Source organism: Streptomyces sp. CA2R106 (assembly GCF_037034245.1).
Taxonomy (GTDB): Bacteria; Actinomycetota; Actinomycetes; order Streptomycetales; family Streptomycetaceae; genus Actinacidiphila.
The window spans coordinates 23,580-37,924 of sequence record NZ_JBAGKC010000025.1 but is presented as its reverse complement, the minus strand read 5'-3'; the positions used below and the strand labels follow the sequence as shown (position 1 = coordinate 37,924).

11 protein-coding genes are annotated in these 14,345 nt (G+C 74.4%); 7 read left to right on the top strand and 4 right to left on the bottom strand.

All coding sequences use genetic code 11. The features are described from left to right. Positions 1–77 precede the first annotated feature (77 nt). The gene (locus WA788_RS27445; RefSeq protein WP_335981705.1) at positions 78–1,667 is read right to left on the bottom strand and encodes an acyl-CoA carboxylase subunit beta; all 1,590 of its coding nucleotides are present in this window, start codon (positions 1,665–1,667) and stop codon (positions 78–80) included. A 184-nt stretch (positions 1,668–1,851) separates the two neighbouring features. On the opposite strand from WA788_RS27445, the gene WA788_RS27440 reads away from it, so the two are divergent. The 5 genes from WA788_RS27440 to hutH all read left to right on the top strand — a co-directional run bounded on the left by WA788_RS27440 (position 1,852) and on the right by hutH (position 8,010). Then, complete coding sequence (locus WA788_RS27440; RefSeq protein WP_335981704.1) at positions 1,852–2,730, top strand: biotin--[acetyl-CoA-carboxylase] ligase; 879 nt, start codon at positions 1,852–1,854, stop codon at positions 2,728–2,730. A 295-nt stretch (positions 2,731–3,025) separates the two neighbouring features. After that, complete coding sequence (locus tag WA788_RS27435; protein WP_335981702.1) at positions 3,026–4,189, top strand: adenylate/guanylate cyclase domain-containing protein; 1,164 nt, start codon at positions 3,026–3,028, stop codon at positions 4,187–4,189. A 111-nt stretch (positions 4,190–4,300) separates the two neighbouring features. Further along, positions 4,301–5,119: an enoyl-CoA hydratase/isomerase family protein gene (locus WA788_RS27430; protein WP_335981701.1), complete on the top strand. Its 819-nt coding sequence runs from the start codon at positions 4,301–4,303 to the stop codon at positions 5,117–5,119. 88 nt (positions 5,120–5,207) lie between these two features. After that, positions 5,208–6,362, top strand: a complete 1,155-nt coding sequence (locus WA788_RS27425) for a GGDEF domain-containing protein (RefSeq protein WP_335981699.1) — start codon at positions 5,208–5,210, stop codon at positions 6,360–6,362. Between the two features lie 94 nt (positions 6,363–6,456). Further along, a complete protein-coding gene (gene hutH / locus WA788_RS27420) occupies positions 6,457–8,010 on the top strand; it encodes a histidine ammonia-lyase (protein WP_335981696.1) in 1,554 nt (517 codons plus the stop codon). 52 nt (positions 8,011–8,062) lie between these two features. Here hutH and WA788_RS27415 read toward each other — a convergent pair whose 3' ends face one another. Next, the gene (locus WA788_RS27415; RefSeq protein WP_335981695.1) at positions 8,063–8,392 is read right to left on the bottom strand and encodes a hypothetical protein; all 330 of its coding nucleotides are present in this window, start codon (positions 8,390–8,392) and stop codon (positions 8,063–8,065) included. A gap of 424 nt (positions 8,393–8,816) precedes the next feature. Between WA788_RS27415 and WA788_RS27410 the strand changes: the two genes are divergently transcribed. Beyond that, positions 8,817–10,097 (top strand): L,D-transpeptidase, encoded by a 1,281-nt coding sequence (locus WA788_RS27410; protein ID WP_443034103.1) that lies wholly within the window; start codon positions 8,817–8,819, stop codon positions 10,095–10,097. A 14-nt stretch (positions 10,098–10,111) separates the two neighbouring features. Here WA788_RS27410 and WA788_RS27405 read toward each other — a convergent pair whose 3' ends face one another. Together WA788_RS27405 and xylB are read right to left on the bottom strand one after the other, a co-directional pair. Continuing rightward, positions 10,112–11,242, bottom strand: coding sequence for an ROK family transcriptional regulator (locus WA788_RS27405; protein ID WP_335981694.1), 1,131 nt, complete (start codon positions 11,240–11,242; stop codon positions 10,112–10,114). Positions 11,243–11,568: 326 nt separating this feature from the next. Continuing rightward, a complete protein-coding gene (gene xylB / locus WA788_RS27400; RefSeq protein ID WP_335981692.1) occupies positions 11,569–12,981 on the bottom strand; it encodes a xylulokinase in 1,413 nt (470 codons plus the stop codon). Between the two features lie 91 nt (positions 12,982–13,072). Here xylB and xylA point away from each other — a divergent pair, with 91 nt between their 5' ends. Then, complete coding sequence (xylA, locus tag WA788_RS27395; protein WP_335981690.1) at positions 13,073–14,254, top strand: xylose isomerase; 1,182 nt, start codon at positions 13,073–13,075, stop codon at positions 14,252–14,254. The last annotated feature ends 91 nt before the right edge of the window (positions 14,255–14,345 follow it).

Here is a 14,345-nt window from a genome sequence, read left to right as displayed (position 1 = left end):
AAGCACGGAAGCGCGGAAGCACGGAAGCGCGGGGCGCAAGGGCGCGGACACCACGCACGAGCGGCCGGACACGGGCGTCACAGCGGGATGTTGCCGTGCTTCTTCGGCGGCAGGCTCTCCCGCTTGTTGCGCAGCGTGCGCAGCGCCTTGACCAGGTGGGCACGGGTCCTGGACGGCTCGATGACCGCGTCCACATAGCCGCGCTCGGCCGCGACGTAAGGATTCAGCAGCGTGTCCTCGTAGTCGGTGATCAGCTGCTGCCGCAGCGCGTCGGCCTCCTCCGGGGTGGCCGCCTCGGCCAGCGTGCGGCGGTGCAGCACGTTCACCGCGCCCTGCGCGCCCATCACCGCGATCTGGGCGGTCGGCCAGGCGAGGTTGAGGTCCGCGCCCAGGTGCTTGGAGCCCATCACGTCGTACGCGCCGCCGTACGCCTTGCGCGTGATGATCGTGATCAGCGGGACCGTCGCCTCGGCGTAGGCGTAGATCAGCTTGGCGCCGCGGCGGATGATGCCGTCCCACTCCTGGCTGGTGCCGGGCAGGAAGCCGGGGACGTCGACGAAGGTGACCACCGGGATGTTGAAGCTGTCGCAGGTGCGCACGAACCGCGCCGCCTTCTCCGAGGCGTTGATGTCCAGGCAGCCGGCGAACTGGAGCGGCTGGTTGGCGACCACGCCCACCGGCCGGCCCTCGATCCGGCCGAGCCCGGTGACGATGTTCGGCGCGAACAGCGCCTGGGTCTCCAGGAACTCGCCGTCGTCCAGCACGTGTTCGATGACCTGGTGGATGTCGTACGGCTGGTTGGCCGAGTCGGGGATCAGCGTGTCCAGCTCGCGGTCCTCGTCGGTGGCGGCCAGGTCCGCGGTCGCCGGGAAGGCGGGCGGCTCCTCCAGGTTGTTGCCCGGCAGGTAGGACAGCAGCGCCTTGACGTACTCGAAGGCGTCCTTCTCGTCGCCCGACAGGTGGTGGGCGTTGCCCGAGGTGGTGTTGTGGGTGCGCGCGCCGCCCAGCTCCTCCATGCCGACGTCCTCGCCGGTGACCGTCTTGATGACGTCGGGCCCGGTGATGAACATGTGCGAGGTCTGGTCGACCATCACCACGAAGTCGGTGATCGCGGGGGAGTAGACCGCGCCGCCCGCGCAGGGGCCGACGATCACGCTGATCTGCGGGATCACCCCCGAGGCGTGGGTGTTGCGGCGGAAGATCTCGCCGTACATGCCCAGCGAGGTGACGCCCTCCTGGATGCGGGCCCCGCCGGAGTCGTTGATGCCGATCACCGGGCAGCCGGTCTTCAGCGCGAAGTCCATCACCTTGACGATCTTCTCGCCGAACACCTCGCCCAGCGCCCCGCCGAAGACGGTGAAGTCCTGTGAGAAGACCGCCACCGGGCGGCCCTCCACGGTGCCGTAGCCGGTCACGACGCCGTCGCCGTACGGCCGGTTCGCCGCCATGCCGAAGTTGGTGGAGCGGTGCCGGGCCAGCTCGTCCAGCTCGGTGAACGACCCCTCGTCCAGCAGCAGTTCGATCCGCTCCCGGGCGGTGAGTTTGCCCTTGGCGTGCTGTTTCTCCACGGCACGCGCCGAGCCGGCGTGCGTCGCCTCCTCGATGCGGTGGCGCAGGTCGGCGAGCTTGCCCGCCGTCGTGTGGATGTCGTACTGCGGCTCGGCCATGGAGGCGGCTCTCCTGCTCTCGGCGGGTCGTACGCGTACGGTCCGCGCGTACGTGACTGGCGAGTAACGCTGTTGCGTAGCGTAGTGGTGACGGAGACGAACGAGCAGTGCGGCGTTCACCACATCCCGTACGTGCCGGGCGGGCGCGGCACCCGGCGGCGGGCGCGGCTCATAGGGTGGGGGCATGACGTCCAGCCGCTGGTCCGACCTGGAACGGCCGCCGCTCAACGCCGTGGCCCTGCGCAAGGCGGTGGTCACACCGGAAGCGGTATGGACCTCGCTCGATGTGGTGGAGGCCACCGGCTCCACCAACAGCGACCTGTCCGCCCGGGCCGCCGCCGGCACGCCGGAGGGCGCGGTGCTGGTCGCCGAGGAGCAGACCACCGGCCGCGGCCGGCTGGACCGGCGCTGGAGCGCCCCGGCCCGCTCCGGACTGTTCTTCTCGGTCCTGCTCCGACCGGGTGAGGCGGCCGCGACCGCCGACGGTGTGCGCCGGCCCGTCCCCGTGCACCGGTGGGGCTGGCTGCCGCTGCTGGCCGGGGTGGCCACCGCCACCGCGCTGTCCCGCGCCGCCGGCGTCGACACGGCCCTCAAATGGCCCAACGACCTGCTGCTGACCGTCGACGGCGAGGAGCGCAAGGCCGGCGGCATCCTCGCCGAGCGGGTCGGAGACGGCGCCGTCGTCCTCGGCATCGGGCTCAACGTCTCGCTGCGCGCCGAGGAACTGCCGGTGCGCACCGCCACCTCGCTGGCGCTGGCCGGGGCCGCCGGCACCGACCGCGACCCGCTGCTGCGGGCGGTGCTGCGCTCGCTCGGCGACTGGTACGACGCCTGGCGCGCCGCGGACGGCGACCCGGCCGCCTCCCGGCTCCAGCAGACCTACGCGGCCGGCTGCGCCACGCTCGGCCGCCAGGTGCGGGCCGAGCTGCCCGGCGGCCGGGACCTGTCCGGCACGGCGGTGGCGGTCGACGGCGACGGGCGGCTGGTGATCGCCGGGCCGCAGGGGGAGCAGCCGGTCGACGCCGGGGACGTCGTCCATCTGCGCCCCACCGAAGGAGAGTGAGCCAGGGCACACCTGCCGTATCGTTGAGGGGCTGCGTCGTCTCGATGATCGGAAGGGCTGTGCGCAGGGACTTCTCAGGGGCCGGGCGGTAAGCGTGGACAACGACAGCCCCCCGCCGAGCGCCCCCGGCGGCGATGCCGCCTCCGACGGTGCGCGTGCCGCTGCGGGCGGTGCGCGCGCCGCGTCCGGTGACGGGCCCGGGCACGTGTCCGAGGGTGAGGGCGGCGGGGAGCCGGCGCCTGCCGGTGCCGTCCAGGACCCGGACGAGACCGCGGGTGAGCCTTCGGGCGGGACCGTGGGTGAGTCTTCGGACGAGTCTTCGGGTGAGCCGGGTGAGACCTCGGGTGAGCCGGACGTGTCCGGTGAGGCGGGCGACCCGGGTGACCCGGGCAGTTTTGGCGACCCCGGGGACGGCGGCGACCCCGAGGGCCCGGGCGAACACCCGCTCGCCCTCCGGCTGGAGCAGCTGATCCTGGGCGCGCCGCGCCAGTACACCCCCTTCCAGGCGGCCCGCACCGCGGGCGTGTCCATGGACCTGGCCTCCCGCTTCTGGCGGGCCATGGGCTTCGCCGACATCGGCCAGGCCAAGGCGCTCACCGAGGCCGACGTGCTGGCGCTGCGCCGGCTGGCGGGCCTGGTCGAGGCGGGGCTGCTCAGCGAGTCGATGGCGATCCAGGTGGCGCGGTCGACCGGGCAGACCACCGCGCGGCTCGCCGACTGGCAGACCGACTCCTTCCTCGAAGGGCTGACCGAGCCGCCCGAGCCCGGTATGACCCGCGCCGAGGTGGCCTACCCGCTGGTCGAGTTGCTCCTGCCCGAGCTGGAGGAGTTCCTGATCTACGTCTGGCGCCGCCAGGTCGCGGCCGCCACCAGCCGGGTGGTGCAGTCCGACGACGAAGAGGCGGTCGACCGCCGGCTCGCCGTCGGCTTCGCCGACCTGGTCGGCTTCACCCGGCTCACCCGCCGGCTGGAGGAGGAGGAACTCGGCGAGCTGGTCGAGGCGTTCGAGACCACCGCGGCCGACCAGGTCGCCGCGTACGGGGGGCGGCTGATCAAGACGCTCGGCGACGAGGTGCTCTTCGTCGCCGACGACCCCGGTACGGCGGCCGAGATCGGGATGCGGCTGATCGAGACGATGACCGGCGACGAGACGATGCCCGCACTGCGGGTGGGGATGGCCTTCGGCACCGTCACCACGCGCATGGGCGACGTGTTCGGCACCACCGTCAACCTCGCCTCCCGCCTCACCTCGATAGCGCCCCGGGACGCGGTCCTGGTGGACGGCGACTTCGCGGAGGCGCTCGGCGCGGCGGGCGAGGCGCCCCTGTCGGAGGCGGACGTCGAGGCGGACGACGCGACCACCGAGAAGTACCGCTTCGCGCTCCAGCCGATGTGGCGCCGCCCGGTCCGCGGGCTCGGCGTGGTCGAGCCCTGGCTGCTGTCCCGCCGCGACACCTGACCGGGGCGGCCCGCAGGCACCTGACCGGGCTTCTCCGGGGGCGCCCGGGCCGGGCCGTGCGAGGATGGCGCGAGGTTCGCGATCGTTAACTGCACGGGAGGGACGGGCGGCATGGGCGAGCAGGGGAACACCGGCGGCGCGCGCAGGTTCGGGGACGTCGTCGAGGTGCGGCGGCATGGCGAGCACGTCGCCGAAGTGGTGCTGGACCGCCCGCAGGCGATGAACGCGGTCTCCACCGCGATGGCCGAGGCGATCGCGGCGGCGTGCGCGGCGCTGGCCGCCGACCCGGCCGTGAGCGTCGCCGTCCTGACCTCCTCCAGCGAGCGCGCCTTCTGCGCCGGCGCGGACCTGAAGGAGCGCAACGAACTGAGCGACGCCGAACTGCTGCGCCAGCGCCCGCGGGCCAGGGCGGCCTACGGCGGGGTGCTGGACCTGCCGATGCCCGCGATCGCCGCGGTGGGCGGCTTCGCGCTGGGCGGCGGCTACGAACTCGCGCTGTCCTGCGACCTGATCGTGGCGGACGAGGCCGCGGTGGTCGGCCTGCCCGAGGTCTCGGTGGGGGTGATCCCCGGGGGCGGCGGCACCCAGCTGCTGCCGCGCCGGGTCGGGGCGGCCAAGGCGGCGGAACTGGTCTTCACCGCGCGGCGCGTCCCGGCGGCCGAGGCGCTGGCGCTGGGCATGGTCGACCAGGTCGTACCGGCCGGCCGGGCCCGTACCGCAGCGCTGGAGCTGGCGGCGCGGATCGCGGCCAACTCCCCGGTGGGGCTGCGCGCCGCCAAGCAGGCCCTGCGGGTCGGCCACGGCCTGGACCTGCGGGCGGGGATGGAGGTCGAGGACGCGGCCTGGCGCACCGTCGCCTTCTCCGCCGACCGGGCGGAGGGCGTCGCGGCGTTCAACGAGAAGCGGCGGCCGGCCTGGCCGGGGTGGTGAACCCGGCGAGAGCAGTGGCAGGTCCGTTCGGCCCAGTGCGGGGCCGGGTCGCCCGTCGAGCCCGGGCAAAGGTGCCTAGCCTGGGGTGATGGCGGAAGGTACGGCCGATGTGCGGCTGCGGGCGGTCGTCGAGTTGGCGCAGGCGCTGGCCACGGCGCAGACCCCGCTCGCCACGGTGCGGGCAGGGGCGCGGGGCGCCCGGCTGGCGATGCAGGGCGCCTTCGCCGCGGTCTCGTCCTGGGAGCGGGAGTCCGGCCGGCTGCGGGTGCTGGTCAACGACGGCGACCTGGCCCCCGGTGAGGAGCCGGAGCCGGCCGACGAGTCGTACTCGGTGCACGACTTCCCGGAGATCGCCGAGTTCCTGCACGGCACTTGGGCGGCCGGCGGCGAGCCGCACGCCTGGGTGGAGACCGAGGACGCGTCCGGCACCTCGCCCGGCGGCGGGAGCTGGGGCCGGGCCGCGGCGCTGCGCCGGCGCGGCCGCGGCAGCTGCGTGGTCGCGCCGATCGTGCTGCACGGGCGGGCCTGGGGCGAGTTGTACGTCGCGCGGCGGGTGGGCGAGGCGGGCTTCGACCGCAAGGACGCGGATTTCGCCACGGTGCTGGCCACGCTGCTCGCGTCGGGCATCGCGCAGACCGAGCGGCTGGCGGAGGTCCGGCTCCTGGCGTTCACCGACCCGTTGACGGGGCTGGGCAACCGCAGGGCGGTGGACGTGCGGCTGGACGAGGCGCTGGAGCTGCACCGGCGGCAGGGCGTGGTGGTCAGCCTGATGGTGTGCGACCTCAACGGGCTGAAGCGGGTCAACGACCGGCTCGGCCACGCGGTCGGGGACCGGCTGCTGGAACGGTTCGGCTCGCTGCTGTCGCTGTGCGGGGCGATGCTGCCCGGGAGCCTGGCGGCGCGGCTGGGCGGGGACGAGTTCTGCATCGTGGCGGTGGGGCAGAGCGCGGACGAAGTGGTGCGCGCCGCCGACGAGTTGTGCCGCCGTGCGGCCGAACTGGAGGTCGGCGACGGGGTGGCGTGCGGGGTGGCCTCCACCGAGGACCCGATCGGGCCGGTACGGTCCGCGCGGCGGCTCTTCCGGCTGGCGGACGCGGCGCAGTACCGGGCGAAGGCGCTGCGCGCGGACCACCCGGTGGTGGCCGGCCGCGAGGGCCCGCAGGACCCGGTGGTGCGGCTCGCCGACACCCCGCCGCCGCATCCCGACGCCGACCGCCGCACGCTCCGCGGCCATCACCCCTGACCCGGGCATGCCCGCGGGGTTCTGAGGCGTGGGGCTCGGAGGCGGGCGTGGGGGCGGGTGACAGCGGGGGATTCAGTGCTTAGGGTTTGTGAATATGAATATGCAGAACGTGGTGGTGGGGGCGTACGGGGTCGCGGCCGAGGACGTGGTGGCCGTGGCGCGGGGGGACGCCCGGGTGGAGGTCGGGGCGGAGGCGCTTCAGGGGGTGGCGCGCGCTCGGGAGGCGGTCGAGGCGCTGGCGGCGAAGCCGGAACCGGTCTACGGGGTGTCGACGGGGTTCGGCGCGCTGGCGGTGCGGCACATCAGCCCGGAGCTGCGGGCGCAGTTGCAGCGCAGCCTCGTACGCTCGCACGCCGCGGGGATGGGGCCGCGGGTGGAGCGCGAGGTGGTGCGGGCGCTGATGTTCCTGCGGCTGAAGACGCTGGCGTCGGGCCGTACCGGGGTGCGGCCGGTGGTCGTGGAGACGATGGCGGCGGTGCTGAACGCGGGGATCACCCCGGTCGTCCACGAGTACGGCTCGCTCGGCTGCTCCGGGGACCTCGCGCCGCTCGCGCACTGCGCGCAGGTGCTGATGGGGGAGGGCGAGGCGGAGGGGCCGGACGGCGTGGTGCGCCCGGCGGCCGAACTGCTCGCCGAGCACGGCATCGAGCCGGTCGAACTGCGGGAGAAGGAGGGCCTCGCCCTCATCAACGGCACCGACGGCATGCTCGGCATGCTGGTGATGGCCTGCGCGGACCTGGCCGGGCTGTTCACCGCGGCCGACGTCACCGCCGCGCTGACGCTGGAGGCGCTGCTCGGCACCGACCGGGTGCTCGCGCCCGAACTGCACGCGATCCGCCCGCACCCCGGGCAGGCGGCCAGCGCGGACAACATGCTCAGGGTGCTCGCCGGCTCCGGCCTGACCGGGCACCACCAGGACGACGCGCCGCGGGTGCAGGACGCGTACTCCGTGCGGTGCGCGCCGCAGGTCGCCGGGGCCGGACGGGACACCCTGGCGCACGCCCGGCTGGTCGCCGAGCGCGAGCTCGCCGCGGCGATCGACAACCCGGTGGTGACCGAGGCGGGCACGGTCGAGTCGAACGGCAACTTCCACGGTGCTCCGGTCGGCTACGTGCTGGACTTCCTGGCGATCGCGGCGGCCGACCTCGCCTCGATCGCGGAGCGCCGTACGGACCGGCTGCTCGACCGGAACCGGTCGCACGGGCTGCCGCCCTTCCTCGCGGACGACCCGGGGGTGGACTCCGGGCTGATGATCGCCCAGTACACGCAGGCGGCGCTGGTCAGCGAGATGAAGCGGCTCGCGGTGCCCGCGTCGGTCGACTCGATCCCGTCCTCGGCGATGCAGGAGGACCACGTGTCGATGGGCTGGTCGGCGGCGCGGAAGCTGCGGACCGCGGTGGACGCGCTGGCGCGGGTGGTAGCGGTCGAGATGTTCGCCGCCACGCGGGCGCTGGAGATCCGGACCACCGGTACGCGGGCGCGGCCCGCGCCCGCGACCGCCGCGGTGCTCGCGGCGCTGCGCGCGGCCGGGGTGCCCGGCCCCGGGCGGGACCGGTTCCTCGCGCCCGACCTGGAGGCCGCGTGCGCCTTCGTCCGCGACGGTTCGCTGGTGCGGGCCGCGGAGAGCGTGACGGGGCCGCTGGCCTGATCCGCCGGCCCGCGTCCGGGCGCCCCTGATCCGGCCTTTCCGCGGGAGGAGGCTACGGCTCGGGGGCCGGGTCCTCGGCGTCGGCGGCTTCCAGCGCCTGGCGGGAGCGGCGGGTGGCGTTGACGACGAGGCCGGCGCCGGCCAGCAGGAAGACGCCGCCGCCTATCAGGTAGGGCTTGGTGTCGATCATGCCGGTCTCGGCGAGCCGGCCCGACAACGGCGCGGCCTGCGTCTCGGAGGCGGAGGCGGCGGCGGGTGCGGGTGCGGTGGCCGCGACCGGTGCGGTGTCCGCGGCGGTGGCGCCGTGCGCGGAGGGGACGAAGTAAAGCGCCGCCAGTACGGCGGCAGCGGCCGCGGCGACGTACGGGCGGGGCATGGCCATCTGATCCCCCAGCGGATGCGGCGAGTTGACCGTAGGCGCCGATCGTAGTGACTGGCGGCGGCCGGTGGGAAGCGGCGGGGGGCCGCGGGGCGGTGCGCGGTGCGTGGCCGGAGCGCTACGGAAAGCCGCGTGACGGGCATCACGGCGGATGGCGTGTCAAAGCCCACAATTTCCAGCGGAAAGGACATACGCGGCGGCTCGGCTGTTTCCATGGGTGGTGGAAGAAGCCCCGCTCCGATCGCTTCGGCCTGCGGGCGACCCCGACTTTTGGGAGAGACGCGTGACGCCGCCCGACACCGGAAACACCCCCACCTCCGAGCAGGACGGTCCCGCCGCGTACGGTCCTGCCGCGGCCGCCCGCCGGAAGCGGAAGGTCTTCCGCCGCAGCACCCTGGCGGCGCTCGCGGTGGTGGCCGGTGGCGCGGTGGGCCTGACCGCGTGCGGCGGGCACAGCAGCAGCGCGAGCAGCCAGAACGCGGCCGCGACGATCTCCCCGACCGCGAGCGCCTCCTCCTCCGGTGCGTCCGGTGCGTCCGGTGGCGGCGCGAGCCCGAGCAGCTCCGCGTCGGCCCAGGCCGCCGCGGACGCGGCCGCCGCCAAGCAGACCTCGGCCGCGAAGATCACCATCACGCCGAAGACCGGTACCACCGGTGCGGCGGTGAGCGGCGCGGTGCAGGTGAAGGCCACCGGCGGCAAGCTGACGAAGGTGACGATGACCGGCGTCGCGTCCGGCCACACCGTCTCCGGCACGCTGTCGTCCGACGGCACCACCTGGACGCCGAACGGCACGCTCGCCCACGGCATCCAGTTCCACATATCCGCCACCGCCACCGACACGCAGGGGCGTACCACCAGCGCGCAGTCGACGTTCGGCACCAAGTCGAGCACCGGCACCTTCGTCGGGTACTTCACCCCGGAGGACGGCTCCACCGTGGGCGTGGGCATGCCGGTCTCGATCAACTTCAGCAAGGCGATCTCCTCCGCCGACCGGGCCGCGGTGCAGCGCGGGATCAGCGTGAGCTCCAGCAGCGGGCAGGCGGTGGTGGGCCACTGGTTCAGTTCCACCCGGCTCGACCTGCGGCCGCAGACCTACTGGGCGGCGGGCTCGCACGTCACGCTCAAGCTCAAGCTGGCCGGCGTCGAGGGCTCCGCGGGCGTGTACGGCGTGCAGAACAAGACCGTCAGCTTCGACGTGGGCCGCTCGCAGGTCTCCACGGTCGACGCGTCCACGCACACGATGACCGTGGTCCGCGACGGCAAGGTGATCAAGACGCTGCCGATCTCCGCGGGCAGTGACGACCACAGCACGTACAACGGCCAGATGGTCATCGAGGAGAAGGACCAGACGACCCGGATGAACGGGGCGACCGTCGGCTTCACCGACAGCGACGGCAAGGGCGAGTACGACATCCCGGACGTGCCGCACGCCATGCGGCTGAGCGACTCCGGGACCTTCATCCACGGCAACTACTGGACCGCGAAGTCCGTCTTCGGCACCGCCAACACCAGCCACGGCTGCATCGGCCTGAGCGACGTCAAGGGCGGCAAGGACGACACGACGGACGCGGCGTGGTTCTACGACAACTCGCTGATCGGCGACGTGGTCGTGGTGAAGAACTCGCAGGACAAGACGATCCAGGCGTCCAACGGGCTCAACGGCTGGAACCTGTCGTGGAGCCAGTGGGTGGCCGGTTCGGCGCTGTAGTCAGGGCGCTGTAGTCAGGGCGCCGTCGCGGCGGGGGCCGCGGCGGTGTGAATCCAGGCGGCCGGGTCGTCCAGGACGGCCCGGACCGCGCTGTACGCGGCGCCCCGCAGCACCCCGTCGCGGCCCAGCCGCGAGGTGATCACGTCCTGCGGGCGCCACCGGCGGTCGGTGACGCGGGCGGCCAGTTCGCGGCGGGCGCCGGGCAGCAGCCAGGGCGCGAGGTCCGCGAGCGGGCCGCCGACCACCACGGCCTGCGGGTCGAGCAGGTTGACGGCGCCGCTCAGCGCGGTGCCCAGGGCCTCGCCGGCCCGATCCAGCGCGTCCAGGGCGGCGCTGTCGCCCGCGGCCGCGGCCGCGCGCAGGTCGGCGGGGGTGGCGGCGCCGGCCGCGCGCAGCAGGGCGGTCTCGCCCGCGAAGGTCTCCAGGCAGCCGTGGGCGCCGCAGGAGCACAGGGGGCCGTCGGGGCGGACCGGTACGTGGCCGAGCTCGCCGGCGAAGCCGCGGGCGCCGCGGAAGAGGCGGCCCTCCACGATCAGGGCGGCGCCGATGCCGATCTCGGCGGAGACGTGGACGAAGTCGGCGAGGCGGTGGTGGCCGCCGAGCCAGAGTTCGGCGAGGGCGCCGAGGTTCGCCTCGTTCTCCACGACGGTGGGGTGGGGGCCCAGGGCGGTGACGGGGACGTTCTCCCAGCCGAGGTTCGGGGCGCGCAGGACGGTGCCGCGGTCGCGGCCGACCAGGCCCGGGACGGCGACGGTGGCGCCGACCGGGTGCAGGTCCAGGGCGGCGGCTTCCTCCGTGACCTGGGCGGTCAGGCCGGCGAGTTCGGCGAGGACGGCGGGGGCCGGGCGGCCGCGGTTCGCGGCGGGCAGCTCGGTGCGGCAGCGGACCTCGCCGCGCAGGTCCACGACGCATGCGGCGAGGTGGTCGACGCCGATTTCCGCGCCGAGCCCTGCGGGGCCGGTGGCGGGCAGCGCGAGGGCGGTGCCCGGGCGGCCCACGGTGCCGGGGCGGCGGGCGCCGCGTTCTTCCAGGAGGCCGGCGGCGAGGAGTTCGTCGACGAGGGTGGAGACGGTGGCGCGGGTGAGGCCGACTGTCGTCGCGACCGTGGCGCGGGTGAGGTCTTCTTCCGTTGCCAGGGCTCGCATGACCAGGGAGAGGTTGCGGTGGCGTAGTTCCGATTGGGCGCCGGTGCGTTTGATTTTGATCAGGGGGCTCCTTCCGTTTTCGGGGCTGCGTCCACCCTATGTGCGGGGGCTTTCCGGGTGTTCTCCCCGCCCACCCGCCCGCTTCTGCCCGACGGCACGCTTCTGGTCCCGGCCGCCCGCCGCGGAGCTGCGCCCGCGTCCCCGGCTGTCCCGGGTGGTGGGCTGGTCGCGCAGTTCCCCGCGCCCCTGCGGGCGCGTCTGCCCGATGCGGCAGCATCCCGGGTGGAGCCCGCGCCCCGGTGGGGCGGGGCGCGGGGGGGGAGGGGTCAGCCGGCGAGGGGGAGGGCGGCGGCGAGGCGGGCGAGGGTGGCGTGGTCGCGGGGGAGCGGGGGGAGGAGGTCGCCGTGGTCGGTGCGCCAGCGGGCGGCGACGGCGGCGGGCTGTTCGCCGGTGAGGAGGGTGGCGGCCTGGACGGCGGCGCCCAGGGCGACGAGTTCGGAGGCGGCGGGTACTTGGACGGCGCGGCCGGACAGCCGTCGTACGGTGTCGCGCCAGGCGGCGCCGCGCGCGCCGCCGCCGATGAGCAGGATCGGCTCGTCCGGGGCGTGCCCGGCGCCGTCGACGGCGAGGACGAGGTCGAGCGCGGCGAGAAGGGCGTAGACGGCCCCGTCGTACGCGCCCTGGAGGATCTGCCCGGCGGTGGTGTCGTGACGTACTCCGGTGAGCAGCCCCGAGGCGTAGGGGAGGTTGGGGGTGCGCTCGCCGTCGAGGAAGGGGAGGAAGGCGACCGAGCCGCCCGGCTCGACCTCCTCCCGGCCGCGCCCGAGCAGCTCCGCCACCTTGTCCACCGCGAGCGTGCAGTTCAGCGTGCACGCCAGCGGCAGCCAGCCGCCGTCGGCCGCGGCGAACCCGGCGACGGTCCCGGACGGGTCGGCGGGACGCTGGCGGGCGACGGCGTAGACGGTCCCGGAGGTGCCGAGGCTGAGCACCGGCTGCCCGGGGGCGACCCCGAGCCCGAGCGCGGCGGCCGCGTTGTCGCCGGTGCCCGCGCCGACGAGCGCGCCGGGCCGCACCCCGGCGCCCTCCCGTACGGTGCCGGCCGCTTCACCGGGCCCGAGCACCGCGGGCAGCAGCTTCGGGTCGAGCCCGACCTCGGCGAGCAGCGCCTCGTCGTACGCCCCGGTGCTCGCCGCCCACCAGCCGGTGCCGGAGGCGTCGCCGCGGTCGGTGACGGCGGCGCCGCTCAGCCGTTCGGTGAGGAAGTCGTGCGGCAGCCGGACCGCGGCGGCGGCCGCGGCCGCCTCGGGCTCGTGGGTGCGCAGCCACTCCCACTTGGCGACGGTGAAGCTCGCCGCGGGCACCGAGCCGATCCGCTCGGCCCACCAGTCCGCGCCGTGCCGCGCCACCAGCTCCTCGGCCTGCGGAGCGGACCGCACGTCGTTCCACAGCAGCGCGTCCCGCACCGGGCGGCCCCGCTCGTCGAGCACGACCAGGCCGTGCTGCTGCCCGCCGACCGCTATCGCGTCGGCGCGCCCGGCGTACCCGCCGAGCTGGCCCAGCGCATCCTGAAGGGCGCGCCACCACACCTCGGGGTCGGTCTCGCGCCCGGCGCCGGCGCTGACGGTGTGCGCGGCCTGGCCGCGGGCCAGCACCTCGCCGTTGTCCACGTCCACCGCCAGCACCTTCGTGGACTGCGTCGAGCTGTCCACACCGAGCACGACCTGCCCTTGTCCCGCCATGTGATCCGGGTCCTTTCGCACGGTCCCACTTCCCAACACCGGGCTCGCATACTAATTTGTTCAACAGTCTGACGAATAGGAGCCGACCGCCATGACATCCGAGACGAACCTCACTCCCACCCCCGCCGACAAGTTCACCTTCGGACTGTGGACGGTGGGCTGGCAAGGACGCGACCCGTTCGGCGACGCCACCCGCGCGCCGCTCGACCCGGTCGAGTCGGTGCACCGCCTCGCCGAGCTGGGCGCGTACGGCGTGACGTTCCACGACGACGACCTGATCCCCTTCGGCTCTTCCGACGCCGAGCGCGAGCAGCACGTCAAGCGCTTCCGGCAGGCGCTGGCCGAGACCGGCATGAAGGTGCCGATGGCCACCACCAACCTCTTCACCCACCCGGTGTTCAAGGACGGCGGCTTCACCTCCAACCTCCGCGAGGTGCGCCGCTTCGCACTGCGCAAGGTGATCCGCAACATCGACCTGGCGGTGGAGCTGGGCGCCGAGACCTACGTCGCCTGGGGCGGCCGCGAGGGCGCGGAGTCCGGCGGCGCCAAGGACGTACGCGTCGCCCTGGACCGGATGAAGGAAGCCTTCGACATCCTCGGCCAGTACGTCACCGAGCAGGGCTACGACCTGCGCTTCGCGGTGGAGCCCAAGCCGAACGAGCCGCGCGGCGACATCCTGCTGCCCACCGTCGGCCACGCGCTGGCGTTCATCAACTCGCTGGAGCGCCCCGACATCGTGGGCGTCAACCCCGAGGTCGGCCACGAGCAGATGGCCGGGCTGAACTTCCCGCACGGCATCGCCCAGGCCCTGTGGCACGGCAAGCTCTTCCACCTCGACCTCAACGGCCAGACCGGCATCAAGTACGACCAGGACCTGCGGTTCGGCGCCGGCGACCTGCGCTCGGCGTTCTGGCTGGTGGACCTGCTGGAGCGGGGCGGCTACCAGGGCCCGCGGCACTTCGACTTCAAGCCGCCGCGCACCGAGGACATGAGCGGGGTGTGGGCGTCCGCGGCCGGCGGCATGCGCAACTACCTGATCCTCAAGGAGCGGGCCGCCGCCTTCCGCGCCGACCCGGTCGTGCAGGAGGCGCTGCGGACCTCCGGTCTGGACGAGCTGGGGCAGAGCACGCTGGGTTCCGGTGAGACGCTGGCCGACCTGCTCGCCGACCGCAGCGCCTACGAGGACTTCGACGCGGACGCCGTGGGCGAGCGCGGGATGGCCTTCGAGGCGCTGGACCAGCTCGCCATGGACCACCTGCTCGGCGTGCGCTGAGCCGTGCGGCGTGCGCCGGCCGCGCAGGTCGCGCGCACGCCGGGCCGGGCGACGGAACAGACTCCCGCACGAACCTGGGGACCGGCTGTGA

Coding starts and splice junctions, on each gene's coding strand:
- WA788_RS27445 (WP_335981705.1), bottom strand. CDS start 1,667: ATGGCCGAGCCGCAGTACGACATCCACACGACGGCGGGCAAGCTCGCC.
- WA788_RS27440 (WP_335981704.1), top strand. CDS start 1,852: ATGACGTCCAGCCGCTGGTCCGACCTGGAACGGCCGCCGCTCAACGCC.
- WA788_RS27430 (WP_335981701.1), top strand. CDS start 4,301: ATGGGCGAGCAGGGGAACACCGGCGGCGCGCGCAGGTTCGGGGACGTC.
- WA788_RS27425 (WP_335981699.1), top strand. CDS start 5,208: ATGGCGGAAGGTACGGCCGATGTGCGGCTGCGGGCGGTCGTCGAGTTG.
- hutH (WP_335981696.1), top strand. CDS start 6,457: ATGAATATGCAGAACGTGGTGGTGGGGGCGTACGGGGTCGCGGCCGAG.
- WA788_RS27415 (WP_335981695.1), bottom strand. CDS start 8,392: ATGGCCATGCCCCGCCCGTACGTCGCCGCGGCCGCTGCCGCCGTACTG.
- WA788_RS27405 (WP_335981694.1), bottom strand. CDS start 11,242: ATGCGAGCCCTGGCAACGGAAGAAGACCTCACCCGCGCCACGGTCGCG.
- xylB (WP_335981692.1), bottom strand. CDS start 12,981: ATGGCGGGACAAGGGCAGGTCGTGCTCGGTGTGGACAGCTCGACGCAG.
- xylA (WP_335981690.1), top strand. CDS start 13,073: ATGACATCCGAGACGAACCTCACTCCCACCCCCGCCGACAAGTTCACC.